Source organism: Bradyrhizobium sp. BRP20 (assembly GCF_020194215.1).
Taxonomy (GTDB): Bacteria; Pseudomonadota; Alphaproteobacteria; order Rhizobiales; family Xanthobacteraceae; genus Bradyrhizobium; species Bradyrhizobium yuanmingense.
Window position 1 is genome coordinate 24343 of record NZ_JADYVY010000022.1, and the last position, 23750, is coordinate 48092.

The following is a 23750-nucleotide window of genomic DNA, read 5'->3' on the forward strand; positions in this document are numbered from 1 at the left end:
TCGCGGCGAGCAACAAGTACAAGCTGCGTAAACAGCTCATCGACATCGCAATCGACCGTTCTTCGTGTGGTGCGCGTGTCGCAGGAACGACAGCGCAGCGTTTTCGTTGTGCTCGTCTTCTAGACAAAGAGGATAACGATCATGGACCGTGAACATGTGAAGGGCGCCGCTGACAAGGCAAAAGGCGCGATCAAGGAGGGGGCTGGCAAGCTTACCGGGGACAAGGACCTCGAAGCCGAAGGCAAGATGGATAAGGCCAAGGGATCCGCCCACAACGTCGCTGGAGATGTGAAGGACGCAGCGCGGGACGCCTCTGACGCCCTCAAGAAATAGCCAAAAAAGGGAAGTCTGAAACTGGCCGCCTCAGGGCGGCTTTTCCTTTTCCGCCAAGCCCACGGCGATGACGAAACACGCCTGAAACAGTGCTGAAACCAGATCGTCCTGAACTCGGCGCCCGCCGGGGCCGACCAACAAAGCGAAACGGAGAGACAATCATGATCCAGATCGGTTCGAAGGAAGAAGTCGCGCTGCTGCTGGCGCTGTTCGGCACCCATACCCAGAAGGCAGAGCGGCCGAAGCCGAAATCGCGGCAAGGGTGAGTGACGCCATGCCCGGTTTGGCCGAATGCCAGAGCCTGCTCAGGCTCCTGATCGCCAGGGGCGATCCCAAGGCCATCCCGCTTGCCAAGGGCGCCATCGACCAGTACCTCAACACCGCACCCGCGAGCATGCGCGGGCGGGGCCTGCGCGTGCTTCAACGCGATGCGCTGGACCAGCACGATGTGGCGGTCGGCGTGCAGCGCTCGTTCGCCGAGACGGTGGACGGCTATATCGAGCGCAAGCTCGCGGAGGAGTGAGCCGGCGCGGCCCGATGTGCCGCCCGGTGTTCCCGGAACCTGCTGATTTCCAAAGTGATTTTTTGCGGTTCTTTGCAACCTTCGCTCGCCCTCTGCGCTATAGGGGGCAGAGGATTACGGTCATGACGCGATATTACTTTGACCTTCGCGACGACAAGGGAATTGCGCTGGACGAGGAGGGACTGGAATTGTCCAGTGCGCGTGCGGTTCAGGCCGAGGCCGCCAAGTCCGTTGCCGACTTTGCGCGCGATGCGATGCTCGGCGCGCCGCCCACCGGCGACCGGCAGGAAATGGCGATCGAGGTGCGCGATGCGACGGGCCCGGTCATGCAGGTGAAGTTCAATTTCCAGATCGAAGATCTCAGGTCGCGCCCGCAGTCACGCGGTCATTGACGCGTCAGCGTCGGCCGGGACGGCTCGGGCAGGGGCGGGCAGAGCTGCTCGGAGTCCAGCACCGCGATCTTTCGGCCGAGCTGCCAAACCTCGACCTTGCCGAGCCGTGTGAACCGCTTCGCAAAATCGACCGCGGAGGAGTCGGACGGGGCTTCAAACGCTTCGGCGGAGCGGAAGACGCCGTTCTCGCCGATGAGATAAGCGCGATATTGCATCATGTCGGCGCCCTCAGGCCGGGCGAGCGCAGCCAGGAATCGATCTGCATCGCGGTTTCGTCGCGGCGCGCCTGGCGCAGCAGCATGTCGCGGCGGGGGCCTGGGGCCAATTTGCGCGCTTCCTCGCGGCAGCGCTCCGCTTCGTCCGCGAGTCTCTCGCGCAATGTGGTGGTCTGTTTGAATCGACGCCGCTTCTGCATGGGCGTGCTCCCTCGTGAGAGTAGGGCGGGAGCGCAACTGGCGTTCTCATCACCGATCTCTGCCACGGGCCTTGCGGTGATGATTTACCTTACGCCTCCGGCACAGCGGAGTCACATCATTTGATATGTTGCGCGGATTAATTTTCGCGAGAAGCTTGAGCGTGTTGAGCGGCTTACTCAATTTGCACCGCGCGAGTCCTAAAGTTCAATATTGAACCAAGGCGACCTCTGTTAGTTGATGTTGCATCACCGGCCAAGGCTTTGTCCGTGGGCGTCGGTGGCTGAGAGACCGAGCGTGCTCCCGCCTGCAAAGCAAGGGGAGCACCGCGATGCAAGTCTATCGGCCGTTGCCTGCCGACCACGAGCAGGCCGAATACATGCGCCAGATCGTGCGCGAATGCCGCGAGCTGCTGAAGCAGCCGCCGCCCGATACGTTTCTGGGACGCAGGACGCACGAGCCTCTCCAGGCCGACGACGACGCTACGCCGAACGAGGAGCGTTGACCGTCAGCGCGATCGCGATCGTTGGCGAGAGGCCGGATTGCAGCGTGCGGGTTTGCGCGGCACCGTGACAGATGGCTTGCGCGATCGCGCGCTCGCGTATCAAGGCGAGGCGAAGCCGCTCGGCTTCGCGGAGGGCGGCATCGGCGCGCGCCAACAGGGGATCGTCCGTTGATCCGTGCATGGCGAGGGAACGCGATGTGTTGCCGCTTGTTCCTGGTGGAGGCGCTCGAAAGCTGTTCTAAGCGATCACGTCTTCCTTCTCAGTCCCTCGCGCCACGATCTTCAGGGCGTCGTCTGCAAGCGGCCGCTGCAACGCACTCGCTTCGTCCCAAGGTGCCCGCAGCCAGACGTCCCATTGCTCTGCGGTCGTCAGGATCACCGGCATGGCCTTGGGATGGATCGGTTCAACGACTGCATTCGGGTTGGTCGTGAGAAACCCGTAGACCTGATGCGGTCCCGGAATGGGTTTGGACTTCGTGCCGCGGTCGCCGTTGAACGTGGCCCAGATGCCGGTGAACGCGTACAGCGGTCGCGCCTCCGCAAGCGCAAACCAAACGACATCTTTCTTCTTCGTCTCCGGGTTGGGCTCCGGCGCGTACTCGGCAAAGCTATTCGCCGGTACGAGGCAGCGGTGCTCGGGCTTGAGCCAGGCTCGCCAATGCGGCGACGAGGTGTTGCGGATGTTCGTGACAGGCGGCCCGCCGGTGCGAGGCGGCGGCGGCATGCCCCAACGCATCATTACTAGCTCACGCTCGCCGCCGGCGTCGCGAATGACGGGCGCGGGGAAGTCAGGAAAGACGCCGGGCATCGGCGGCAAGTTGCCTTCGTAGCGACGGACGACACGGAAGAGGTCGGCGATGGCCGCCTGATTGGTCGTAATCGAATAGAGATTGCACATGAGTGGGATTGTCTCTTATCGCTCGCCCGGCCACCAGGTCGTAGGCGGTTGGCTGGCTGAAATCTTTGTTGGCCGCAGCGCCACAAGCTCGCTGCGCTTGTAGGGATGCCCTCGCACCTGCGAACAGTCCTTGCAGCGCATGTACCGTTCAAGCTCGTGGATCGGAGTCGTTTTTGGCCGCCGAATGATCTCGAGCGCTATTGTCTGGTTGGTATCGCAGCCATGACAGCGGACCTCGAGGTATGGGTATCCTCCATTGATCGCATCGCCGATGGTCGGCGAGGGCTGCGCCGGTCCCTTGTAACCGAGCATCCGGCTGTTCCACGCCACGCAGGCCAGCTTGTCAGCTTCCTTGCGCGCCTCTCTGGCGCGCTCGGCTGCCATCTTGATCTGGGTGCCGAAGAGATATTGGCGCGACTTCGTGGACATCCGGGTATCAAAGGCATGAGCCAACAGCGTTTGGCAAATTATCGATTCCTAGTAGGCGACAGAGCCGCCGAGCTACTGCCGCTCGTGGCTGTGGAAAAGCCGTGTCTATCAGTGCCGGGTCGGCTCTTCTTCAATGGGTAGACCGTGCTGATGTTCGAGCACTTCGGCAAGGTCCCGGCAATCAATTCGCTCCCCGCAGGTCGGACATGTCATGAACTGCTCTTCTTCACTTGCAGGCTCCCATCCTTCTGTCTTGAAATTATACCTCACTCGTAGTGCCCTCCGTTCAAGATCTCAGTCACAGGTCCTCCCGCAATCCCTTGAATAATGGATGCCGTACCTTTCCCTCGGCCGACTTGGCGCGGTACTCGATTTCAGCAAGCAGCTTTGGCTCGACCCAGATGCCCTTGTGCGCGATACGCTTGGCGTAAGGCTGCGTCTTGCGCCGCAGCGGCTCCAGGCGCTTGCGCAGTTCGGCTGCTGATGTCTTGTCGAAACCGTGGTCGACCTTGCCGGCGTAGATGAGATCATCGCCCTTGCGGCGACCGAGATACACGCCGTCCCACTTGCCTTCATCGAGCGCGAAGCCGGCGATGGTCAAGGTCTCGCGCTGGGCGCAGGTCGTCTTGGCCCAATTGTTATTCCGCCCGCTGGTATAGACGCTGTCTCGGACTTTGGAGACGACGCCCTCAAGCCCGACCTTGCAGGCATGGGCGAACATCTGGCGGCCGTCCATCTCGAAACTTTCGCTGAACTGCACGTCGGTGCCGGCGACGACCTTCTTCAGCTCGGCCTTGCGCTGAACGAGCGGCAGACTGCGGAGATCTCGTCCATTGAGATAGAGGAGGTCGAAGACCACGAGCACGATTTTCGAGGACGTGCCCTTGAGCTCGTTCTGAAGCACCGAGAAATCGGTCGTGCCGTCGGCAGCAGGAACAACTATCTCTCCGTCGATGATCGCCGAACCTGCCTTGATGTGCCACGCGTCCTCGGCGACCTTCTTGAAGCGCCGGGTCCAATCGTGCCCACGGCGCGTGTAGATGGTCACGGCCTCGTTCGCCAAATGCACCTGGACGCGATAGCCGTCGAATTTGATTTCGTGAATCCACCGATCTCCGGAGGGCACCCTCGGGACGGAGGTTGCCAAGGCCGGTTCGATAAAGCCCGGGAAGGGCGCCTTGACGCCGATCGCCGGTGCCCTTCGCTGACGCTGGGACGCCACTCAATCACTCCACGCAACAACTCATTTGATTCGAATCTTTGTGCGGGGATTCGTTCCGGCTCCTCGCGGCGCGACCAAATGATGTACAAGGAACTAACTGAATCTCCATGCGTTTTCGCAAGGCATGGAGGTGCAATATGGCTAAAGCGAAGAAGCAGAGCGGTCGCGGTCGCAAGCAGGATCGCGCGCGCGTGGCAGGCGGACAGGATTACGAGGTGCAGTACGAGGCGAAGAAGACCCGCCGCTCGGCCTCGGCGGTGAAGAAGGCGGTAAAGAAGGTGGGCAGCAGCCGGAAGAAGGTCGAGCGGAAACTAAAGCGCGACTAAGGTTCGCGTCAGACCGAAGCTTTCGGAGAGGTCACAAACTGGCCTCTCAGCGCTTTTGCAGGTATTCGACCAGCGTACGCCACTCAAAGAGCATGACGGTCCCGCCGATCAGCGCGGTCCCGACGACGGCCATGATCAGAATCATTTCCAGCATCGAATCACCTCGCGCTGTTGCCGGATCGTAAGTATCAAAGTGAACACTTTTTTCCCACTTCGTCTTTTGTCTGACGCGTCTGGCCTCTGAAGTCAGCTCGTCGTTTTCCCACATCAGCCAGCCCTCAAGAATCTTCGCTATTCAGGAACCGCTGCAGTTGCCCTGGATTGAGTCACGCCTGCTCGCCGCCGAGCCGGCGGAGCGGCCCCGGCCATACCCCGAAGCCCCCCTGAAAGCCGGGGCCGTCTCTCCGCAGCGCCTGTTTCGGAGTAAGCGTATGCGTTCATCGCCATCGATCGTCCCCACCGATCGCCTGGACCGGGACATATATCTGGTGCTTGAAGACTTCGGTGCCCGTGCCGGCTGCGCCTGGCGGGAGACCGACGAGCAAGACACGGATCGCCGCACAATCATTCGCGACTTGCTCTCCGGCCCATATGCCTATCCGGTGCGGATCGTCGTCTTCAATGCTATCGAGGGGTATGCACGAGACGCCACCAGCGAGATCGCGGATGAGCTGGCAAAGCATTTCGCCACAGATCCCGAGATTACGCCCGCCTTACAGGCTTTCATCGAAGCCAACGCTACCAGGCCTTTCGCCCTTCAACTCGCTTTGCCCCTGCGTGGAGCAGCTTGACTCGCTTTAGGAACGACGACGCGCTCCCGCCACTTTCCGAACATGGCGAAGGTCTCACCTGGAATGATTAGGCCGCTACGTCTTGCGCTACTTTACGGTCATCTTGTCGCGCGAGAGAGCCAAGTCTTCCACCCGGGAGGCTCACACCCGGCCTGTAGTCTGACCTTGACAGAGCAGATGGTTGACGCCGGCCTGCTTTTAAGGAGCGGCGACCGCTTCGAGTTGACGGAGGAAGGCAGTTCGGTTGCCGGATGACCTAAGCCCGTCAGATTGCTTCCATCGGTAAAGCAGGAAGACGCTTGCAAGAGCCGATTAGCTTGACCCGTCGGGCAAAACACTGGCAGAATAGCATCATCGAGACGAGTTTGTTTCGCGCCCGCGCCGGTTTTCCGACGCGGGTTTTTTGTGTCTCGATCCAAAATTGACCGGAGTAATTTTCAGATGGATTTCCCCCATGACCGAAGCGGTGAACTACAACCTTCTTTCCCAAAATGCTCTCGCCAGGGCGGCTGCTCGCCGCGCTCTGAAGCAGCGGACGCTCACTGAGATCAAATCCTTGGCGCGGACGCACACGAACCTCGCCATCAAGACCCTCGTGCAGATCATGCGCGACAAGGAAGCTCCTGCCCATGCCCGCGTGATGGCGGCCAACGCCATCCTCGACCGGGGATGGGGCAAGCCCTTGCAGCCGATTGTGAGCGAAGAAGACAACCCCATTCGGTTCGTTCACCGCATCGAGCGGGTCATCGTGCATCCCGGCGACGACGTGACCATGGAAGCGCATATCGAGGAGACCGTGCAGCCAGCACCGATCAGTGTTCTCGGCAGCCTTGGCGCGGTGCGCCATGGCGATGCTTCTCACGAAGAGCTTTGGTTGCAATCGCAGGAGCAGGCATGAGCGATATACTTCAGAAGTTGCTTCAAACGCGCGTTCAGCCAGCGCCGAAGCCCGAATGGCCGCGATGGATCGCGGACGCGCTTGCTTACAAACTTGAGAAGCCTACCCCGGCAATCGCCTCACCGCCTGAAGCGATTCCATCAAAACAGGAGGAGCGACACAACTTTCGGATATTGAGGCGGGTCCCGAACGACTGACTTTTCCGTAGGGCGCGTCCTAGTACTGCGCGGTCGCCTTTGACTTGCCTGGGGCTGGCGCGCCCTGTGTGAAATCACGTTGCTATGGTTGAGGCAGGTTCTCAGGCGTGGAAGGGGGCTTGTTCGAACCTCTACGTTCGTTACGCTCGCGACGAATACCGTGCGATTGCGCGTACTGTGTACGAGGCCATGGAGGCGTCTCTGCAATTACCCTGTCGAACAATAGATCAAAGCGATCCACTGCATCGTCGATGTCTTGGACGAGCTTGTTAATGAGTTTTAGATCAATAGGCATGAAGTCATGCTTGAGATGTCGGTCGGCGGTTGCTTCTACCCTGTAAAGCTGCCCATCCAATTCGTTGAGCACCACCATGTCGTGCAACAGGCGGTTTCGCTGTCTGCCAAGACCTTCGACTTCGGATGAAAATGAGTTGAAGGCTTTGATTAGGTCAGGCTTGACGTCACGAAGCTCAAGTAGAGCTATTAAGCACCGAAAGCGAGGCCCTGGTCCGATAGGCTGGGACGTCATGCAGGTGCCGGCAAAGCGTTCGACGTTTGATAGCTCCCATATCGAATCGTTGATCGCGTATTCTAATCCAGACCAGTAACGAGCTAATTTTCCAATAGCTTGATAGAATGGCTCGAACTCGGATCGCTCATTCGGAGTGAAGTGATAGGAAATCGGCTCGCTCATGTCGGATACAGGTTCGTTGGTCATAAAGCCACCTATGAATGAAGAAGCAGAGTTTGACGATGCGGAGGTAAACAAGCGTTTTGAGGCGACGCTATCGGCGCTAAGGCACCAGCGAAGCCGCTGAAGGAAAAGCCATTCCAGTATATCCTAAATCCCGCAATGGTAGTCCGCGGTGTTGATTTGTGCAGGTTTTGCACAACCGTTGCGTCACGGATTGCTCTTAGGCCGTTGCCGGCCCGAACCACCGCGTCAGCGCCTCCGCAAGTCCGCGGCCGCTCTCGTCGCCCACCCAGGCCACATGACCATCGGGCCGCACCAGCACCGCGCGCGGCGCGGCGACCGCGCCGATGGCGGGAAGCTGCCAGGCGCCGTCGTAATCGGCATCGATGATCTCGATGCGCTCCGCCCAGGGGGCGATGTCGAGGCCGCCCGGTTTGCCGAAATTGATCAGCACGCCGCGCGCGCCGTGCAGCAGCGTGAACAATTTCAGCGGCTGCCCGTCCGCCACGAGATCGAGATCGGGCATGCGGCGGCCGAGCAGCGCGTGGCCTTCGCCGAGATCGTAAGCGATGTCGAGCCCGCTCATCATCGCGCCAAGGCGCTGTCGCGGCTCGTCCATGGCGAGCAGCTCGGCGATCACCTCGCGCGCGGCCTTGCGGCCGTCGTCGCCGCGGCGGAGCAGGGCGATCTGCGCCATGGTGTTCTTCAGGACGCGCGCGGCGACGGGATGGCGCTCCCTGTGATAGGTGTCGAGCAGGCTCTCGGGCGAAATGCCCTTGACCACCTGCGCCAGCTTCCAGCCGAGGTTGACCGCGTCCTGCACACCGAGGTTGAGGCCCTGGCCGCCGACGGAATGATGAATGTGCGCGGCATCGCCGGCGAGCAGCACGCGGCCTCTGCGATAGGACGCGGCCTGCCGCGCCGCGTCGGTGAAGCGGGAGATCCAGGCGGGGTTGTTGACGCCGAAATCGGTGCCGTACACGGCTTCGAGCGCCTCGCTGAGATCGCGCAAGCTCGGCTCGCCGCTGCGCGCGAGCTCGGCTTCCGTCACGACGACCAGCACGCGCCCGCTTCCCGTCTTGCTGAGGCCGTGGAAGCCGAGCGCGTCGTGACGCAGGCCGAATTGGGGCTGCGAGCCGATTTCCAGCACCTGCGGAGGTGGCGAAAGAGCGTGGAGCAGGCCCAGAGCTACACCTTCAAGGCAGTGATCACCGTGCTTGCCACTGGCCTGATGGGGGCCGTTTGGCTTGGTGTCAAGGTCGTGCTGGGCAAATGAGCCTTCATGGCGCCGGTGACGTCGCTCCGCGCCCGATCATGATCTGCTGCCAACGAGTTGCTCATGTATAGAATTCGTATTGTCGATGCCTCCGATGATGACGTTGCCGAGACCCTCGCCGATCTGCATCGGCTCACGTTCTTCGATACCGCGGCGATGCCCGCGTTCGACCTCGGCGCGTGGTGGATGGCTTATCACGACGAGGAAGCAGTCGCCTTCGCCGGAATTGTGCCCTCGACTCACGTTCGAAATGGCGGCTATTTCTCCAGAGTTGGCGTGTTACAACGGCATTGGGGACGCGGCCTTCAGCGCAGATTGATGCGTGCGGTGGAGGCGAGGGCGCGGCGTATCGGATGGGACAGCATTGTCTCCGATACGACGGACAACCCGGTATCAGCGAACAACTTCATTCAGGCGGGCTATCGGCTGTTCGAGCCCGAGACCCCTTGGGCTTGGGTGCATACGCTCTATTGGCGGAAGTGGCTGCACTGAGCAGGTTTGCCGCCGCACGGAACGCGCCGTCTATCTAACGGCCAGTACGCGTCTGGAACGTCCGAGGACCCGGCAGCCTGAGCGCTGCCGGGTCCTTTTTGCGTATTGAAGCGATGCCCGCGTGGGACTTGCGAAGTCGGCGGCGCCGGGCTTTAAGTTTGCTCTTGCAGGAAATTCGGCGGCCATAAGCCGATGTAAGGGAGAACGCGATCGATGCCCACCAAGCCTCAATTGCCGGTACGTGCCTCGCATGGGACGGGAGGCCCGACCGCGCTGGATGGCCTATTGGTCGTTGATTTCACGCGTGTGGTCGCTGGCCCGGCCTGCACCCAGACGCTCGCCGACTACGGTGCGCACGTCATCAAGATCGAGAATCCCGATGGCGGCGACGACACGCGCGCCTATGAGCACGCGGAGATTGGAGGCGAGAGCGCCGCCTTTCTCAGCCTGAACCGCAACAAGCGCGGCATCGCGCTCGATCTTGCCGTGCCGGAGGCGCGCGAGATCGCGCGGGACCTGATCCGCAAGGCAGATGTGGTCGTAGAGAATTTTTCGAGCGGGGTCATGAAGAAGTTCGGGCTCGACTATGAATCGGTTGCGCCGCTCAACCCGCGGCTGGTCTATTGTTCGATCTCCGCCTACGGACGCAGCGGACCATTTGCCTCCCGGCCAGGCTTCGATCCGATCACGCAGGCGGAAAGCGGCTTCATGTCGCTCAACGGGTTTGCCGACGGCCCGGCGGTTCGCACCGGCCCGCCCATCGTCGACATGGCGACGGGGATGTCCGCCTGCAATGCCATCCTGCTGGCGCTGCTGGCGCGGGAGCGGCTCGGCCGTGGGCAGCATGTCGAAGTTGCCCTGTTCGACGTCGCGATGGGAATGACCGGTTTCTACGGCATGGCCTATCTCATCAACGGCGAAAACCCCGGCCGGTTCGGCAATTCGCCGAGCGGGTCTCCCACGGTTGGCGTCTACGAGGCATCAGATGGGCCGCTCTACATGGCCTGCGCCAACGACCGGCTCTACCGCCGGCTTGTGGTCGAGGTGCTGAATCGGCCCGATCTCATCACCGATCCGCAGTTTGCGACGCGCAAAGCCCGTTCGGAGAACAAGGAGCTCCTGCGGGCAGCCATTGCCGAAGTCTTCGCCAGCGATACGCTCGAGAACTGGATGGCGAAGATGAAGCTGGCCAATATCCCGGTCGGCTATCTCCGGACCGTCGAGGAGGGCTTCAATGCCCCCGAGGCTCGCGAGCGCCATCGCTTGAACCGGATTCCGCATCCGACAGCCGAGTGGGTGCCCAACATCGAGCCGCCGATTACGATGAGCCTGACAGCCGCGGTCGACCCGGTCGCGGCACCTCTGTTGGGCGAGCATACGAAGCAGATCCTGCGCGATACGCTCGGCTACAACGAACGTCGGATCGCTGATTTTGTCGAGAAGGGCGCCTTTGGCCCGGTCAAGCCTCCAAGGTCGACTTGAGGCACGGGCTCGGCTTGATTTGGCGAAGGTCCCGCCGCATAAATGTGTGAAAGCGAGGGACACGAATGGCGCCTGGCCAGGAGCCGAGCATGATCCAGCCCGCAGGCTTGCAAGCCGGCGGTGAGATCTATGCGTCAATGATCGCGAGGGCCCGGGCGCTTCTGCCGCGACTCCGTGAGCGGGCGGCACGGACGGAGGAGCTGCGGCATCTTCCGGCGGAAACCGAAAAGGACCTTCATGAGGCCGGCCTGTTCCGGATGCTGCAGCCGGCCCGGATTGGTGGCGCTGAGCTCGACTATGTCGCCCTCGTCGATTGCGCTGAGCTGCTTGGGCAGGCGGATGCGTCGGTTGCCTGGAATCTCGCCAATCTGGCGAGCCATCACTGGATGCTCGGCATGTTCCAGCCGAAGGCGCAGGATCTGGTCTGGGGCCGCAATCCGGATACTTTGATCGCGTCCTCGTTCATTTTCCCCGCCGGACGCGCCACGCGGGTCAAGGGCGGATACCAGTTGCATGGCAGTTGGCCATTCTCCTCGGGCGTTGCCTCCTGCGAATGGAATATGCTTGCGAGCGTGGTCTATTCCGACGACGATGCCGACGGCATCGAGTATCGAATCTTTCTGCTGCCGAGCGGCGATTACAAGGTGCTGGACACTTGGAACGTCGCCGGATTGCGCGGGACGGGGTCGTGCGACGTCGAGGTCAGGGATGCCTTCGTGGCTGACCATATGACGGTCGCCGTAGGGAACCTCTCAGGTGGCCCCACGCCGGGAAGCGCGGTCAATCCGAATCCTCTGTACACGCTGCCTGTCTTCTCGCTATTTCCTTACGTCCTCTCCGGTGTCGCGCTGGGGAATGCACAGGCGTGCCTCGACGACTATACGGAGGTCGCGCGTCATCGTATTTCGACGTACAACCGCGCCAAGCTGAGCGATTTTCAAAGCACGCAGATCAAGATCGCGGAGGCCTCGGCCAAGATCGACGCTGCGCGCCTGATCATGCGGTCGGCCTGTCTCGGTGCCATGGAGGCCGCACGGCGCGGCCATATTCCTGACATGGCAACCAAGACCAGATATCGCCGCGACGGATCCTTTTCCGTGAACTTGTGCACGGACGCGGTCTCGATGCTGTTTGCCGCGAGCGGCGCGCGCGGGCTGTTCACGAGCGGCGTGTTACAGCGGCAGTTCCGCGATGCGCACGCGATCAACTCACATCTCGCGTTCAACTTCGATGCGGCCGGGACCAACTACGGACGGGTGGCCCTCGGCCTGCCCTCCGAGAATCTCACGCTGTGAGGTCGGCCGATGAATGACCTGCCGAAGCAGCCTCGCGCGCCGGATCCCGCCAATGAGTTCGCGAGCGACAGCTCGCAGATTGATCCTCGCGACTTTCGCAACGCGCTTGGAACTTATGCAACGGGCGTGACGATCATCACAGCGGCAGCGCCCGACGGCAAGCCGTACGGACTGACGTGCAATTCCTTCGCCTCGGTCTCGCTGAATCCGCCGCTGGTTCTGTGGAGCCTCGTCGTCTATTCCTCGAGCCTGACCATCTTCCAGAACGCCAGCCATTTCAGCGTCAACGTTCTCGGCGCTTCACAACAAGCGCTTGCGAACAAATTCGCAAAATCGTCGGATGACAAGTTCACCGGCGTCGACTGGACCCCCGGCCTTGGCAACGCTCCAGTGCTCGCCGAGAGCGTCGCCAACTTTCAATGCCGCTCCGTGAATCGCTATTATGGCGGTGACCATGTGATCTTTCTCGGCGCGGTCGAGGCATATACCTACAATGCGAAAGAGCCGCTGCTCTTTGCGCGAGGAGCGTTCGGTCGCTTCATGGCCGACGATGAGCGCAAGAACGGGCGGTAATGCGCCCCTAGAGCGCTTTGCGCTCTGCCGCCGAAAGCTTGTAGATCTCCAGCGCGTCCGCGTCCGCACCTCGCGCGGCCTTCGCCAGCCTGAAAAGCTGTCCGGCAAGCGCGGCCATCGGCACTGGCGTCGAAGTCGCCTGTGCAACATCGGCGACCGTATCGAGATCCTTGAGCATCGTGGCGATGTGGCCGAGCGGCGGGCTGTGAATGCCGTTGACCATTCGCGGCACGAACAGCTGGAGCGGGATGGAATCCGCAAAGCCGCCTGCGAGCGCTTCGGGCAACCGGTTGGCGTCAATTCCGGCGTTCACGGCAAGGCGGGTTGCTTCCGCGAGCACGGCCATCGCGCATCCGACGATCACCTGGTTGCACAGCTTTGTGGTCTGGCCGGCGCCGACCGGGCCCATGTGCGTGAACCTGCGTGCCATGGCCAGCACATAGGGCCGCACCCTCTCGATGTCGCCAGCTTCTCCGCCTGCCATGATGGCGAGCGTGCCTTCCTCGGCGCCCTTCGTGCCCCCGGACACCGGCGCATCGATCCAGCCCGCACCGTTCGCGTTCTTCAATCGCGTTGCGAGGTCGCGCGCTGCGTCTGGATGGATCGATGAGAAGTCGACCACAAGCTTGCCCGCGCCAGGGGCCGCTGCCAGACCTTCGGGCCCGAAGATCACCTCCTCCACCGCCGCCGCATCCGTAACGCACAAGAAGACAATATCCGAGCTCCCCAGGAGATCACGCGGCGTGACCGCGCGCTTGGCGCCAGCCTCGACCAGCGGCGCCATCTTGCCCTCCGAGCGATTCCAGACAGCGACCTGATAGCCGGCCTTCAGCAGGCGTCGGGTCATCGGCGTTCCCATGAGTCCGAGGCCGAGATAGCCGAGCTTCTCGGTGCCGTTCTTGCTGTCGTCAGCCATAGGTTGCCTCCTTCTGTCGCAGACGCCGCTTTACCATACATTGCGTACCTGCCGGCAAGATCGCCCACGTCGCATGGCTTGCCTGATTGTTTGAACCATGAAACATTTGAGGCGGTCGGGTTGGGGCGCCAGTCGGCGCCGGAGCAGCGGAGTGGAACGATGCGAACCGTTTCGAAGTGGATCCTGGCTTTGGGGGCGGCGGCAGCCGCCGTGAGCGCGGGCGCAAGCCCGTCATGGGGGCAGCAGACGATCCGCGTCGGCTGGACCATCCCTGCGGAGGAGTCCAAGTACTGGATGATGCGCAGGCCGGCAGAGTTTCCCAATCTCGGCAAGACCTACAACATCGAATGGACCCAATTCCAGGGCACCGCGCCGATGACGCAGGCCCTGGCGGCAGGTGCGCTGGACTGCGCGACGCAGGCGCCGCTCTCCCTCTCCAATGGGGTCGTCGGCGGCAATCTCAAGGCCTATATCGTCGCGCAGCATGTTTTCGAGATGCCCGGCGGCTTCTCGGTCTACTGGGCCGTCAAGGATGACTCGCCCATCAAGACAATCGCGGATCTCAAGGGCAAGACCGTCGGCATTTCCGTGATCGGTGGCGGTACGCAAGGGCCGTTCAATCTGCTCTTGAAGCAGAATGGCGTCGATCCGGCCAAGGACATCAAGCTGGTCGAGGTTGGCTTTGCCGTCTCCGAGGACGCGCTGCGCCAAGGCCGCGTTGACGCGGTCAATATGAACCAGCCGTTTGCTGCGCGCGCGGAGGCAAAGGGCGGCACAAGGAAGCTGTTCTCGCTCTCCCAGGCCATGCCGAACATCGTGCACATCCTGGAAGCCTGCCGTGCCGATTTCGTCGACAAGAACCCTGAGTTGGTCAAGGCCTATGTCCGCGATATTACCTCGGGCATGAAGAAGGCACTCGCGAACCGCGAGGAGACTCTCAAGGTCGTCAATGAAGTGCTGAAAGCCCCCATTCCGGTACTCGAGACCTACTTGCTCAAGGACAATGATTTCGGCCGCGATCCGGGTGCTGCGCCGAACTTCCCGGCGATCCAGAAGATGCTGGATATCTATGCAGAAACAGGAATGCTGCCGAAGCTGGATGTCGCACAGTTCAAGCATCCGTCGATCGTCGCGCCGCTGCAATAGAAGCGGGGCGAATTACCGAACCAACATCGTGGCGTTCCGGACCATCCGGGACGCTGCACGAAGAAGATGCATATATGAAGAAGTTGCGATCCCGAGTCACCACAGACGGCCTCGACCGAGCGCCGCATCGTGCATTCATGCGCGCCATGGGGCTCGACGACGCTGCGATTGCGAAGCCGATGGTGGGCATCGTCAGCATGAAGGGTGAGCAGACGCCCTGCAACATGACCCACGACTTCCAGGTAGCTGCAGCCAAGACCGGGATCGAGGAGGCCGGCGGTACACCGCGTGAGTTCTCGACTGTTTCGGTGTCCGACGGCATCAGCATGAATCATGAGGGGATGAAGTTCTCCCTGTTCTCGCGTGAGCTGATCGCCGACTCGATCGAAGCCGTGGTCCATGGGTTGGCCTACGATGCGCTGATCGGATACGGCGGGTGCGACAAGACCCTTCCTGGCGTGATGATGGGAATGGTCCGCTGCAACGTGCCATCCATCTTCATCTATGGCGGCAGCTCGCTGCCCGGGCGCGTGGATGGACGTACGCTGACGGTGCTCGATTCCTATGAGGCTGTCGGCAGCTTCATGACTGGCGAGATCGACGGCGCCACGCTCGAGCGCATCGAGCGCGCCTGCCTGCCGACGATCGGTGCGTGCGCCGGCCAGTTCACCGCGAACACCATGGGCATGGTATCGGAGGCGATGGGGCTGACCATTCCCAACGTCTCGATGGTGCCCGGTGTCTATTCCGAGCGTGCGCAGATTTCGCGACGCGCCGGCCGACTGATCATGGAGATGCTGGACCGCGGCGGGCCGCTGCCGCGCGACATCGTGACGCGGAAATCCCTGGAGAACGGAGCGGCGATTGTGGCAGCGACGGGCGGCTCGACCAACGCCGCGCTGCACCTGCCGGCGATCGCGAATGAGGCCGGAATTGCATTCAGCATCGATGACGTGGGGGAGGTCTTTGCCAGGACGCCGTTGATCGGCAATCTGCGCCCCGGAGGCAAGTATACGGCGAAGGATGTCTACGATATCGGCGGCGCTGCGGTCATCATTCGCGAGCTGATCCAGAGCGGTCATATCGATGGCGGCTGCTTGTCAATCACAGGCCGCACACTTGCCGAAGAGTACGGTGTGGCCAACGCGCCCGACGGAGAGGTTGTGTACACGGCTCGCGCGCCGATCATGCCTGACGGTGGCGTCGCGGTGCTGAAGGGTAACCTCTGTCCCGATGGGGCGGTGATCAAGGTGGCGGGCTTGAAGAGCCAATTCTTCGAAGGCGTCGCGCGTGTTTTCGAGGATGAAGAAGCCTGCGTCGCAGCCGTTCGTGACCGCAGTTACAAGGCGGGCGAGGTTCTCGTGATCCGCAATGAAGGGCCAGTCGGCGGACCTGGCATGCGTGAGATGCTTGGCGTCACCGCACTGATCTACGGGCAGGGCATGGGTGAAAAAGTGGCGCTGATCACCGATGGCCGGTTCTCCGGCGCGACCCGCGGGATGTGCATCGGCTACGTGTCCCCCGAGGCATTTGTTGGCGGTCCGCTGGCGCTCGTCCGGAATGGTGACAGAATCCGGATTGATGCCGCAAATCGGCGGATGGATGTCCTGCTCGAGGAACAGGAGCTCGCCGCACGGCGACGCGATTGGAAGCCGCGCCCGCCTCGCCACCGCGCAGGTGCGCTGGCAAAATATGCGCGGCTGGTTGGGCAGGCGCCGGGCGGAGCCGTGACGCATGAAGGCCCGGCAGAATGGCCGTGGTTCGAATGACGCACCGCACGGGCGCGAAAGTGACAGCCTGTCTGGCAGGCTTCTTGCAAAGCTGATGCCGCTGAATCCTCGTGCGAGTGGGACGGAAGGCGGGATGACGGTAGTATCTGCGAGATCGAGCGAATGGGTGAGACCGGTGACGCAACAAGACCCGGCTTCCGCGATCATCGAGATCGACCGCGTGTCGCAGGTCTTTAAGACCTCGGCACGCAAGGATCATGTTGCGCTTTCGGACATTTCGCTGACGATCGAGGAAGGAGCTTTCGTCTCCATCCTTGGTCCGTCCGGCTGCGGCAAGTCGACACTGCTCTACATTGTCGGCGGCTTCGTCAGTCCAACCAGCGGCGCGGCGAAGATGAAGGGACAGGCGATCACGGGGCCCGGTCCGGATCGCGGACCGGTATTCCAGGAATTTGCGCTCTTTCCCTGGAAGACTGTGCTCGGCAACGTGATGTATGGGCCGCGTCAGCAAGGAATTCGCGGCACCGAGGCCGAAGCGCAGAGCCGGGCCCTGATCGAGATGGTCGGCCTCAAGGGCTACGAGAACTTCTATCCCAAGGAGCTGTCGGGCGGCATGAAGCAGCGCGTGGCGCTGGCGCGGACGCTTGCCTACCATCCCGAAGTGCTGCTGATGGACGAGCCGTTCGGGGCACTCGACGCGCACACGAGGACGCGCCTGCAGAACGATCTTCTGAACATCTGGGAGCGTGACCGCAAGACGGTGCTTTTCGTCACCCATTCGGTCGACGAAGCCGTCTTCCTCTCGGACAAGGTCGTCATGATGTCGAAATCGCCCGGGCGAATCCGGCAGGTCATCGACATCGACCTGCCGCGGCCGCGCCGCCGCAACGAGCTGTTGCTCGATCCGCGTTACCAGAAGTACGTCGTCGACATCGAGCGCATGTTCGACGAGAGCGACGAAGCCGGAGCGCCCGCGTGATGTCGGCGGCCGGCATGACCAAGCGCGCTGCCCCGGTGCTCGCCTGCATCGGATTGCTGGTGGTGTGGCAGGTCGCGTCACTGGCGCTGAAGAATGACAGCTTTCCGACCGCGATTGGAGCGATGAGAGCGATTCCGGACATCCTTGGCGACAGGGAATCCCTGATCAACATTCTGGCCTCGCTCCGGCGCATGGCGATGGGATTTGGCGCGGCCGTGCTCGTGTCGATTCCGCTTGGCCTGTTGATGGGACGTAGCGCCGCGATTGCGGCCTTCTTCAATCCGCTGCTGATGGTGATCTATCCGGTGCCGAAGGCGGCCTTGATGCCGATCATCATGCTCTGGCTCGGCGTCGGCGACATCACGAAGACGCTCGTGATCTTCCTCGGCGTCAGCCTGCCCGTGATTTATCACAGCTTCGAAGGCGCCAAGGCGGTCGAAGAGAAGATGCTGTGGTCGGGCGCTGCGATGGGGCTCTCGCCGGTGCAACGCCTGGTGCGTATCGTGCTGCCGGCGGCGCTGCCGGAAATTCTGACGGGGTGTCGTACAGGATTGGTGTTGGCGCTGATCACGATGATCACCAGTGAGATGATTGCCCGTCAGTCCGGCGCCGGAAACATCCTGTTCAACGCGCTCGACATGGGCCAATACGAAACCGTCTTTGCGATGATCATCATCGTTGGAGCGATGGGAATCTGCCTCGACGCGATTTTCGAGAAGGTTCGTGCCAGGCTCGTGCGCTGGTCCGAGCCGCAGTTCGACATGCCGCTGAGCTTCTCATGATGTCGCGGCTTCTCGCCCCTAATTTCGTTCTTGGAATTGCTCCGATCGCACTGGTGATCGCGCTGTGGCAAGGCTTGGTATCTTTCGGCTTCGCGCCGGCAGTTCTGCTGCCGCCGCCTGGCTACGTCTTCGGCCGGCTGCTCCAGCAACTCGTAACCTCGACGTTCCAGCACGAGATCGCGGCGACCCTGATCAGGCTGTTTGCCGGCTTCGCGATTGCTGTCGTGCTCGGTGTCAGCATCGGCATTGCCGCCGCCGCCAATCCGGCGATCAACGCCGTGGTTCGGCCCATCGTGCGCGTATTGGCGCCTTTGCCCAAGGTCGCGCTCTATCCGGCCTTGCTGCTGCTGCTCGGATTTGGCCACGGATCGAAGATCACATTAGTGGCTGCCGACGCTCTTTTCCCGATCCTGCTGTCGACCTATTACGGTGCCTCGACCGTCGAGCAGAAGCTGATCTGGTCGGCTATGGCTGCGGGATCGTCACGCCACGAAATCCTCTTCAAGGTAGTGCTGCCGGCAGCGATGCCGTCGATCCTGACCGGGTGCCGGATTGGCCTTGTCATTTCCTGCATCGTGGTGTTTCTGGCCGAAATGATCACGTCGACGGACGGATTGGGGCACGCCCTCGTGACTGCGGCCAGAACCTTCCAGGCCGTGGACATGTTCGTGCCGCTGATCACGATCTCGCTGCTGGGCTTGATCTTGAACGGCCTGCTGGGAGCCGTGCGCTCGTACTTGCTCCGGGGCTTCCCCGAAGCGTAACTAACAAGAATCCTGAAGACCGGGAGAGAACCATGCTGGCTGATCGTATCGAGGCAAAATGGATCGATGCGTTTTGCGAGATCTTTGAGCGATGCGCCGTCAAGGCCGGCGATACCGCGGCGATCCTGTCGGAGACCCAGTCACGCGCGTTGAACGTCCATCTCGCGGAGCTGGCCCTGCTGCGGATGGGCGCGCGGCCGTTTCATGTGGTGATTCCGACGCCGCGTAACCGGCATATCGTTCCGGTCCGCTCCACCGGGGCGAGCGAGGCGATCCAAAAGCTTGGTCCAGTGATCACGGCGCTTCAGCAGGCCGGCTTCGTCGTGGATTGCACCATCGAAGGACTGATGCATGCGGTGGAGACGCCGGAGATTCTCAAAGCCGGCGCGCGGATCCTGGTGATCTCTAACGAGCATCCCGAAGCGCTGGAGCGCATGGTGCCGGATTCCGCGCTCGAAAAGCGTGTTCGTGCGGCGGCCAAAATGCTGCGCGGAACGAAGCGCATGCGTGTCTCCTCGAAGGCCGGCACGGCGCTCGATGTCGATATGGTCGGCGCGTCGACGGTCGGTGTGTGGGGCTGGACCGACAAGCCCGGCACGCTCGCGCATTGGCCCGGCGGCATCGTCGTCAGCTTTCCCAAGAGCGGGACCATCAACGGCACCCTGGTGATGGCGCCCGGCGACATCAACCTGACCTTCAAGCGCTACCTGACCTCGCCGGTGAAGATGACTCTGAAGGACGACTATGTCGTGGAACTCGAAGGCGAGGGCACGGATGCCGCGATGATGCGCGCTTATCTGGCCGCCTGGGGCGATCGCGAAGCCTATGCCGTGTCGCATGTCGGCTTCGGCATGAATCCCGGTGCGCGCTATGAGGCACTATCCATGTATGACCAGAGCGACACCAACGGCACAGAGATTCGGGCCGTTCCCGGCAATTTCCTGTTCTCGACCGGTGCGAATGAATTTGCAGGGCGCTACACGGCCGGACATTTCGACCTGCCGATGATGGGAACGACGATCGAGCTCGACGGCGTTGCGGTCGTCCGCGAAGGCGTGCTTCAGGACGTCTTCGGGTAGCCGCGATCGAGCACGGGCGGCCGGGCGAGGTCGAAGTGCCGGAGCAGGTCGACCATGGCCTGCAACCGCTTCACGCGATAAGCATCGACGTCCATCCCGGAGTAATCCAGGAAGCCGGCGCCCGTGCGCAGGCCGATCCGGCCTTCATGCATGTTGCGGGAAATGACCTCCGGCGCGCGATAGCGGTCGCTACCAAGCGCGCCTTCGAGGTAACGGCTGGCGTAGTATAGGATATCGCCGCCGCCCCAATCGATGAATTCGAGCAGCCCGAGCACGGCATAGCGGAAGCCGAAGCCGTAACGGATCGCCTTGTCGATCTCTTCGGCGCTGGCGACGCCTTCCTCGACCATGCGCGCGGCCTCGTTCATTGCCAGCGCCTGGATGCGCGGGACGATGAAACCCGGTGTGGCGGCGCAGACCACCGGCACCTTCCCGATGCCTTCGAGCAGCGTCTTGACCTCGTCGATGACGGCCGGGTCTGTCGCCTTGCCGGGCGAAACCTCGACCAGCGGGATGAGATAGGCCGGGTTGAGCCAGTGCACGTTTAGAAAGCGGCGCGGGTTCACGATCGCGCCCGAGAGATCGTCGACGAGGATGGTCGAGGTCGTCGACGCGATGATCGTTTCAGGGCCGACCTGCTTTGCCGCCGCCCCCAGCACCTCGCGCTTGAGCTCGACCACCTCAGGAACGCCTTCGAAGATCATTCCGGCTTCGGCCAACGCTGCGCCGCTCCGGCTCGCCGGCACCACCGAGACCCGCGCGATCAGCGGATCGACATCCGCGTCGGTCAGCAGCCCCAGTTTTGACAGGCTGGCGAAGGTCTTCCTGACTTCGCCAAGCGCGTCCGTTTCCAGCTTGGTGAAGTCCTCCGCGGAACGCGCCTTGATATCGATCATCGTGACCCTGTGCCCTGCATACGCGAAGGCAACGGCAATGCCCCGGCCCATGCGGCCAGCGCCGAGACAGGCGATATTGATGCGACTGGTCATTGATCAGAATCCATTGCGGAGCAGCGTCTGCAATTCAGCCTTGCTGAGCTCGCCGAGTCCCAGCGTCTGGAGCGTTCGGCCACTTCGCGCAAAATCTTCGCCGCAGACCGCGCCGCCGATTGACAGAAACGCTTCGGCCAGCGGTGTGTCCACGCCAGCGAGGCCCGCGACGGACACCAGCAGCGACAGCCCAAGCCGCAGATCCTCGCGCATGTAACGGTGCTCTGTCAGCACGATCCGCTCGCGCCAATCACCGGAATCGGTCAACCGGTCGTGCGAGCCGCGGCCATACATCCAGATCTCGCCTTCCTTCGCGTAATGGTGAGCCAGCGGGAAATGTGGCGCGCCGTAGCCGAGTGCCTCGCGCACCGCGATGCGTTCTGCGTCGAGCGCGTCAGTGACCCGGCGGATCGCGGCTTGCGTACCTTCCTTGTGAATGTCCCAGCGCTCGAAATGTTCGATCGGCCCTGCGTTCATCACGATCAACGGCGGGTGAATGATCGGACCTGCGTTCATCAGGGCGCCCGACAGCGCGTCTCCGCACGCCTCGATCGCGTCTGGGAAAGCGCGTCCGATCACAGCGAGCGCGTGAGGCGCTTGGTCAAGCGGGAACACGCCGACGGGGAGCCGCTTGGCGCGAATGGTGATCGCGACCTCGAAGGGTCCGTGCTTGCGGGTCAGCCACGGGAGTGTGCCCGTTTCGGCAAAGCTGGCCTTGGCATTGTTGCCGGCATCTCGGGCCGCCTGGGCGAAGATCATCGAGCCGAACGTCGCTGGCGGCAGGAACACGACCTGACCGTCCCGCAAATGCGGCGCGAGCAGGCGAGCGATATCTGCTTGAGCGAAGGCCGGAGCCGGGCACAGGATCAACTCCGTGCCATCGACGGCGTCCGCGATGTCGGTCGTGACCAGCGCCAGCTTCACGTCATGACGGCCGTTGTGATCCTTGACCAGGATGCGCGAGCCGGCGGCGCGATGCGCTGCGACCTGATCGGCATCGCGGCGCCAGAGCCGCACCTCGTGCCCCGACAGCGCAAAATCGCCCGCGGCCGCGAAAGAGCCGTTTCCCCCACCCAGAACTGCGATCTTCAAGATGCTTCTCCTTGCGCCCGTGACTGCGCATCAAGCTGCTTCAGCAGGAAATGCTGGACCTTGCCCAGGGCCGTCCGCGGCAGGTCGTTGACGAAGACGATCTCGCGCGGAATTTTGTAGCGCGCGAGTTGCGCCTGAAGATGCGCCCTCAATTCGTCCGCCTCGAGCCGGCAGCCGGATCTCGCAATGACATAGGCGACCGGCACCTCGTCCCAGCGCGGGTCCGGCCGGCCGATCACGGCGCATTCGCTGACGTCGGGGTGTTCGAGCAGGACGCGCTCGACCTCGGCCGGGTAGACGTTTTCTCCGCCTGAAATGATCATGTTCTTCTTTCGGTCGCGGACCCAGAAATAGCCGTCGGCATCGCACAGGCCGATATCACCGGTGCGATACCAGCCATCCTGCAGCGCCTCGCGCGTTGCGGCGTCGTTTCCCCAATATTCAAAGAACACGTTGGGACCGCGCACCGCGATTTCGCCCGGCGTGCCCGCGGGCAGTTCTTCGCCGGCCTGGTCGATCACTTTTGCCTCGCAGCACAGGCCGGCAAGGCCGGTCGATCCCGCGCGCGAAAGATCGCCGCCAAGCCGCGTGTAGACGGCGATCGGGCAGGTTTCGGTCGAGCCATAGACCTGAAGCACCGGGACGTCGCGCGCGACGAAGCGCTCGATCAGGTGCGGCGGTACGATGGTCGAGCCGGTGGCGACGGCCTTGAGTGAGGAAAGATCAGCGGTCGCCCAGGCGGGATGCTCACTCACCGCCTGAAGGATCGCAGGAACCATCACCGTGAGTGTCGGCCGTTCCCCTTCAATGGCCGCAAGCGCGGCGTCCGGCGTGAAGCGCGCATGGACCGTGACGGTCGCGCCCAGCTGCAACGCCGGCGTCGTCTGGATGTTGAGGCCACCGACGTGAAAGAACGGCAGCACGGTCAGCACGTGGTCGTCGGATGTCATGTTGTGCATGTGCTGGCTCATGACGCCGTTCCAGAACAGCGCCTCCTGGCGTAGCACCGCGCCCTTGGGCCGTCCCGTCGTGCCTGACGTGTAGACGATGAGCAGCGGGCTGGAGAGGTCGGTGTGTGGATTTCGGCTCGTGCCGTCACCGCGGACCAGCAAATCTTCGAATACCGTGCCGCGAGGCGGCGTGAAGTCGAGGCCGACGACGGATGTCCCTGCCGCGGTCTGCCCCAGCTCGGCAAGCACCCCGGAAAACGCCTGCTCGAGCACCAGGACCTTGGCGCCGGCATCACTGAGAATGAACAGCTGCTCGGCGACGGCCAGTCGCCAGTTCAGCGGCACCAGCATCGCGCCGAGGCGCGCACAGGCGTAAAGCAGAACCAGATAATCCGGCCGGTTCAGGCTTAGAATCGCGACGCGATCGCCGCGGCCGACGCCAAGCGCCTGTTTCAAGGCCGTGGCCGTTTGCTCGATGCGTGCGGCGAATGCCGCATAACTCAGCCCCGTCCCTTCGAAGGCAATGGCCGTCTTGTCTGGCGCGAACGCCGCGTTGCGGTCGATCAGGCTACAGAGGTCCACGG

General features: G+C 62.4%; 30 protein-coding genes and 1 pseudogene. 18 read left to right on the forward strand and 13 right to left on the reverse strand.

Translation table 11 applies throughout. The annotated features are described in order from the left end of the window. Positions 1-141 precede the first annotated feature (141 nt). From I6F33_RS33185 to I6F33_RS33195, 3 genes are all read left to right on the forward strand, one after another. On the forward strand, positions 142-333 hold the full coding sequence (locus I6F33_RS33185; protein ID WP_036043977.1) for a CsbD family protein: 192 nt from the start codon (positions 142-144) through the stop codon (positions 331-333). A gap of 274 nt (positions 334-607) precedes the next feature. Continuing rightward, entirely contained in the window at positions 608-856 is a 249-nt protein-coding gene (locus tag I6F33_RS33190) for a hypothetical protein (protein WP_225145335.1), read from the forward strand. 122 nt (positions 857-978) lie between these two features. Beyond that, positions 979-1248 (forward strand): hypothetical protein, encoded by a 270-nt coding sequence (locus I6F33_RS33195; RefSeq protein WP_225111966.1) that lies wholly within the window; start codon positions 979-981, stop codon positions 1246-1248. Here I6F33_RS33195 and I6F33_RS33200 read toward each other — a convergent pair. Together I6F33_RS33200 and I6F33_RS33205 are read right to left on the reverse strand one after the other, a co-directional pair. Continuing rightward, entirely contained in the window at positions 1242-1466 is a 225-nt protein-coding gene (locus tag I6F33_RS33200; protein WP_036043971.1) for a hypothetical protein, read from the reverse strand. The two genes, I6F33_RS33195 and I6F33_RS33200, sit on opposite strands and share 7 nt — an antisense overlap. Continuing rightward, positions 1463-1663 (reverse strand): hypothetical protein, encoded by a 201-nt coding sequence (locus tag I6F33_RS33205; protein WP_036007627.1) that lies wholly within the window; start codon positions 1661-1663, stop codon positions 1463-1465. The genes I6F33_RS33200 and I6F33_RS33205 overlap by 4 nt, the downstream gene beginning before the upstream one ends. Before the next feature lie 329 nt (positions 1664-1992). On the opposite strand from I6F33_RS33205, the gene I6F33_RS33210 reads away from it, so the two are divergent. Continuing rightward, a complete protein-coding gene (locus tag I6F33_RS33210; RefSeq protein ID WP_167361686.1) occupies positions 1993-2166 on the forward strand; it encodes a hypothetical protein in 174 nt (57 codons plus the stop codon). Here the strand turns inward: I6F33_RS33210 and I6F33_RS33215 are convergent. The 4 genes from I6F33_RS33215 to ligD form a co-directional block, all read right to left on the reverse strand. Beyond that, the gene (locus I6F33_RS33215) at positions 2144-2320 is read right to left on the reverse strand and encodes a hypothetical protein (RefSeq protein ID WP_225145336.1); all 177 of its coding nucleotides are present in this window, start codon (positions 2318-2320) and stop codon (positions 2144-2146) included. The genes I6F33_RS33210 and I6F33_RS33215 overlap by 23 nt on opposite strands. Before the next feature lie 84 nt (positions 2321-2404). Then, the gene (locus tag I6F33_RS33220; protein ID WP_225145337.1) at positions 2405-3064 is read right to left on the reverse strand and encodes an SOS response-associated peptidase; all 660 of its coding nucleotides are present in this window, start codon (positions 3062-3064) and stop codon (positions 2405-2407) included. Between the two features lie 15 nt (positions 3065-3079). Beyond that, positions 3080-3493, reverse strand: a complete 414-nt coding sequence (locus I6F33_RS33225; protein ID WP_225145338.1) for a hypothetical protein — start codon at positions 3491-3493, stop codon at positions 3080-3082. Between the two features lie 298 nt (positions 3494-3791). Then, positions 3792-4715: a non-homologous end-joining DNA ligase gene (gene ligD / locus I6F33_RS33230; protein WP_225145339.1), complete on the reverse strand. Its 924-nt coding sequence runs from the start codon at positions 4713-4715 to the stop codon at positions 3792-3794. 137 nt (positions 4716-4852) lie between these two features. On the opposite strand from ligD, the gene I6F33_RS33235 reads away from it, so the two are divergent. After that, a complete protein-coding gene (locus I6F33_RS33235) occupies positions 4853-5041 on the forward strand; it encodes a DUF3606 domain-containing protein (RefSeq protein ID WP_225145340.1) in 189 nt (62 codons plus the stop codon). A 46-nt stretch (positions 5042-5087) separates the two neighbouring features. On the opposite strand, the gene I6F33_RS33240 is transcribed toward I6F33_RS33235, so the two are convergent. Continuing rightward, on the reverse strand, positions 5088-5309 hold the full coding sequence (locus I6F33_RS33240; RefSeq protein ID WP_225145341.1) for a hypothetical protein: 222 nt from the start codon (positions 5307-5309) through the stop codon (positions 5088-5090). A 163-nt stretch (positions 5310-5472) separates the two neighbouring features. Between I6F33_RS33240 and I6F33_RS33245 the strand changes: the two genes are divergently transcribed. After that, the gene (locus I6F33_RS33245) at positions 5473-5832 is read left to right on the forward strand and encodes a hypothetical protein (protein WP_225145342.1); all 360 of its coding nucleotides are present in this window, start codon (positions 5473-5475) and stop codon (positions 5830-5832) included. A gap of 454 nt (positions 5833-6286) precedes the next feature. Next, positions 6287-6730, forward strand: a complete 444-nt coding sequence (locus I6F33_RS33250; protein ID WP_346657222.1) for a hypothetical protein — start codon at positions 6287-6289, stop codon at positions 6728-6730. A gap of 279 nt (positions 6731-7009) precedes the next feature. Here the strand turns inward: I6F33_RS33250 and I6F33_RS33255 are convergent, their stop codons facing one another. Further along, positions 7010-7645 carry a hypothetical protein gene (locus tag I6F33_RS33255; RefSeq protein ID WP_225145343.1) on the reverse strand — a complete coding sequence of 212 codons (636 nt, stop codon included), beginning with the start codon at positions 7643-7645 and terminating at the stop codon, positions 7010-7012. 196 nt (positions 7646-7841) lie between these two features. Continuing rightward, a pseudogene (locus tag I6F33_RS33260) lies at positions 7842-8768 on the reverse strand (FAD-dependent monooxygenase); the annotation flags it as partial. Here I6F33_RS33260 and I6F33_RS33265 point away from each other — a divergent pair. The 5 genes from I6F33_RS33265 to I6F33_RS33285 all read left to right on the forward strand — a co-directional run bounded on the left by I6F33_RS33265 (position 8730) and on the right by I6F33_RS33285 (position 12739). Next, positions 8730-8897, forward strand: a complete 168-nt coding sequence (locus tag I6F33_RS33265; RefSeq protein ID WP_225145377.1) for a hypothetical protein — start codon at positions 8730-8732, stop codon at positions 8895-8897. The pseudogene I6F33_RS33260 and the gene I6F33_RS33265 sit on opposite strands and share 39 nt — an antisense overlap. A gap of 63 nt (positions 8898-8960) precedes the next feature. Further along, on the forward strand, positions 8961-9389 hold the full coding sequence (locus I6F33_RS33270) for a GNAT family N-acetyltransferase (RefSeq protein WP_109142999.1): 429 nt from the start codon (positions 8961-8963) through the stop codon (positions 9387-9389). A gap of 213 nt (positions 9390-9602) precedes the next feature. Then, complete coding sequence (locus tag I6F33_RS33275; protein ID WP_225145344.1) at positions 9603-10871, forward strand: CaiB/BaiF CoA-transferase family protein; 1269 nt, start codon at positions 9603-9605, stop codon at positions 10869-10871. 65 nt (positions 10872-10936) lie between these two features. After that, positions 10937-12166 carry an acyl-CoA dehydrogenase family protein gene (locus tag I6F33_RS33280; RefSeq protein WP_225145345.1) on the forward strand — a complete coding sequence of 410 codons (1230 nt, stop codon included), beginning with the start codon at positions 10937-10939 and terminating at the stop codon, positions 12164-12166. Positions 12167-12175: 9 nt separating this feature from the next. Next, positions 12176-12739 carry a flavin reductase family protein gene (locus tag I6F33_RS33285; RefSeq protein ID WP_036007598.1) on the forward strand — a complete coding sequence of 188 codons (564 nt, stop codon included), beginning with the start codon at positions 12176-12178 and terminating at the stop codon, positions 12737-12739. A gap of 7 nt (positions 12740-12746) precedes the next feature. Here the strand turns inward: I6F33_RS33285 and I6F33_RS33290 are convergent, their stop codons facing one another. After that, positions 12747-13655, reverse strand: a complete 909-nt coding sequence (locus I6F33_RS33290; protein WP_057028660.1) for an NAD(P)-dependent oxidoreductase — start codon at positions 13653-13655, stop codon at positions 12747-12749. A 159-nt stretch (positions 13656-13814) separates the two neighbouring features. Between I6F33_RS33290 and I6F33_RS33295 the strand changes: the two genes are divergently transcribed. The 6 genes from I6F33_RS33295 (at position 13815) to I6F33_RS33320 (ending at position 20135) form a co-directional block, all read left to right on the forward strand. Continuing rightward, the gene (locus I6F33_RS33295; RefSeq protein ID WP_225145346.1) at positions 13815-14801 is read left to right on the forward strand and encodes an ABC transporter substrate-binding protein; all 987 of its coding nucleotides are present in this window, start codon (positions 13815-13817) and stop codon (positions 14799-14801) included. Positions 14802-14875: 74 nt separating this feature from the next. Continuing rightward, entirely contained in the window at positions 14876-16570 is a 1695-nt protein-coding gene (gene ilvD, locus I6F33_RS33300) for a dihydroxy-acid dehydratase (RefSeq protein ID WP_036007591.1), read from the forward strand. Between the two features lie 94 nt (positions 16571-16664). Continuing rightward, positions 16665-17510 carry an ABC transporter ATP-binding protein gene (locus tag I6F33_RS33305; RefSeq protein ID WP_128263354.1) on the forward strand — a complete coding sequence of 282 codons (846 nt, stop codon included), beginning with the start codon at positions 16665-16667 and terminating at the stop codon, positions 17508-17510. Beyond that, positions 17507-18292 carry an ABC transporter permease gene (locus I6F33_RS33310; protein ID WP_036028933.1) on the forward strand — a complete coding sequence of 262 codons (786 nt, stop codon included), beginning with the start codon at positions 17507-17509 and terminating at the stop codon, positions 18290-18292. Before I6F33_RS33305 ends, I6F33_RS33310 begins: the two co-directional genes overlap by 4 nt. Then, complete coding sequence (locus I6F33_RS33315; RefSeq protein ID WP_225145347.1) at positions 18289-19056, forward strand: ABC transporter permease; 768 nt, start codon at positions 18289-18291, stop codon at positions 19054-19056. Before I6F33_RS33310 ends, I6F33_RS33315 begins: the two co-directional genes overlap by 4 nt. Positions 19057-19088: 32 nt before the next feature. Continuing rightward, entirely contained in the window at positions 19089-20135 is a 1047-nt protein-coding gene (locus I6F33_RS33320) for a peptidase M29 (protein ID WP_225145348.1), read from the forward strand. Here the strand turns inward: I6F33_RS33320 and I6F33_RS33325 are convergent. The 3 genes from I6F33_RS33325 to I6F33_RS33335 are packed head-to-tail and all read right to left on the reverse strand — an operon-like array spanning position 20117 to position 23748. Further along, positions 20117-21124 (reverse strand): 3-hydroxybutyryl-CoA dehydrogenase, encoded by a 1008-nt coding sequence (locus tag I6F33_RS33325; protein WP_036007580.1) that lies wholly within the window; start codon positions 21122-21124, stop codon positions 20117-20119. The two genes, I6F33_RS33320 and I6F33_RS33325, sit on opposite strands and share 19 nt — an antisense overlap. 3 nt (positions 21125-21127) lie before the next feature. After that, the gene (locus I6F33_RS33330) at positions 21128-22216 is read right to left on the reverse strand and encodes an NAD/NADP-dependent octopine/nopaline dehydrogenase family protein (protein WP_225145349.1); all 1089 of its coding nucleotides are present in this window, start codon (positions 22214-22216) and stop codon (positions 21128-21130) included. Beyond that, positions 22213-23748 (reverse strand): long-chain fatty acid--CoA ligase, encoded by a 1536-nt coding sequence (locus I6F33_RS33335; RefSeq protein ID WP_225145350.1) that lies wholly within the window; start codon positions 23746-23748, stop codon positions 22213-22215. Before I6F33_RS33335 ends, I6F33_RS33330 begins: the two co-directional genes overlap by 4 nt. Between the last annotated feature and the right edge of the window lie 2 nt (positions 23749-23750).

Coding starts and splice junctions, on each gene's coding strand:
- I6F33_RS33185 (WP_036043977.1), top strand. CDS start 142: ATGGACCGTGAACATGTGAAGGGCGCCGCTGACAAGGCAAAAGGCGCG.
- I6F33_RS33190 (WP_225145335.1), top strand. CDS start 608: ATGCCCGGTTTGGCCGAATGCCAGAGCCTGCTCAGGCTCCTGATCGCC.
- I6F33_RS33195 (WP_225111966.1), top strand. CDS start 979: ATGACGCGATATTACTTTGACCTTCGCGACGACAAGGGAATTGCGCTG.
- I6F33_RS33200 (WP_036043971.1), bottom strand. CDS start 1,466: ATGATGCAATATCGCGCTTATCTCATCGGCGAGAACGGCGTCTTCCGC.
- I6F33_RS33205 (WP_036007627.1), bottom strand. CDS start 1,663: ATGCAGAAGCGGCGTCGATTCAAACAGACCACCACATTGCGCGAGAGA.
- I6F33_RS33210 (WP_167361686.1), top strand. CDS start 1,993: ATGCAAGTCTATCGGCCGTTGCCTGCCGACCACGAGCAGGCCGAATAC.
- I6F33_RS33220 (WP_225145337.1), bottom strand. CDS start 3,064: ATGTGCAATCTCTATTCGATTACGACCAATCAGGCGGCCATCGCCGAC.
- I6F33_RS33225 (WP_225145338.1), bottom strand. CDS start 3,493: ATGTCCACGAAGTCGCGCCAATATCTCTTCGGCACCCAGATCAAGATG.
- I6F33_RS33235 (WP_225145340.1), top strand. CDS start 4,853: ATGGCTAAAGCGAAGAAGCAGAGCGGTCGCGGTCGCAAGCAGGATCGC.
- I6F33_RS33240 (WP_225145341.1), bottom strand. CDS start 5,309: ATGTGGGAAAACGACGAGCTGACTTCAGAGGCCAGACGCGTCAGACAA.
- I6F33_RS33245 (WP_225145342.1), top strand. CDS start 5,473: ATGCGTTCATCGCCATCGATCGTCCCCACCGATCGCCTGGACCGGGAC.
- I6F33_RS33250 (WP_346657222.1), top strand. CDS start 6,287: ATGACCGAAGCGGTGAACTACAACCTTCTTTCCCAAAATGCTCTCGCC.
- I6F33_RS33255 (WP_225145343.1), bottom strand. CDS start 7,645: ATGACCAACGAACCTGTATCCGACATGAGCGAGCCGATTTCCTATCAC.
- I6F33_RS33270 (WP_109142999.1), top strand. CDS start 8,961: ATGTATAGAATTCGTATTGTCGATGCCTCCGATGATGACGTTGCCGAG.
- I6F33_RS33275 (WP_225145344.1), top strand. CDS start 9,603: ATGCCCACCAAGCCTCAATTGCCGGTACGTGCCTCGCATGGGACGGGA.
- I6F33_RS33280 (WP_225145345.1), top strand. CDS start 10,937: ATGGCGCCTGGCCAGGAGCCGAGCATGATCCAGCCCGCAGGCTTGCAA.
- I6F33_RS33285 (WP_036007598.1), top strand. CDS start 12,176: ATGAATGACCTGCCGAAGCAGCCTCGCGCGCCGGATCCCGCCAATGAG.
- I6F33_RS33290 (WP_057028660.1), bottom strand. CDS start 13,655: ATGGCTGACGACAGCAAGAACGGCACCGAGAAGCTCGGCTATCTCGGC.
- I6F33_RS33295 (WP_225145346.1), top strand. CDS start 13,815: ATGCGAACCGTTTCGAAGTGGATCCTGGCTTTGGGGGCGGCGGCAGCC.
- ilvD (WP_036007591.1), top strand. CDS start 14,876: ATGAAGAAGTTGCGATCCCGAGTCACCACAGACGGCCTCGACCGAGCG.
- I6F33_RS33305 (WP_128263354.1), top strand. CDS start 16,665: ATGACGGTAGTATCTGCGAGATCGAGCGAATGGGTGAGACCGGTGACG.
- I6F33_RS33315 (WP_225145347.1), top strand. CDS start 18,289: ATGATGTCGCGGCTTCTCGCCCCTAATTTCGTTCTTGGAATTGCTCCG.
- I6F33_RS33320 (WP_225145348.1), top strand. CDS start 19,089: ATGCTGGCTGATCGTATCGAGGCAAAATGGATCGATGCGTTTTGCGAG.
- I6F33_RS33325 (WP_036007580.1), bottom strand. CDS start 21,124: ATGACCAGTCGCATCAATATCGCCTGTCTCGGCGCTGGCCGCATGGGC.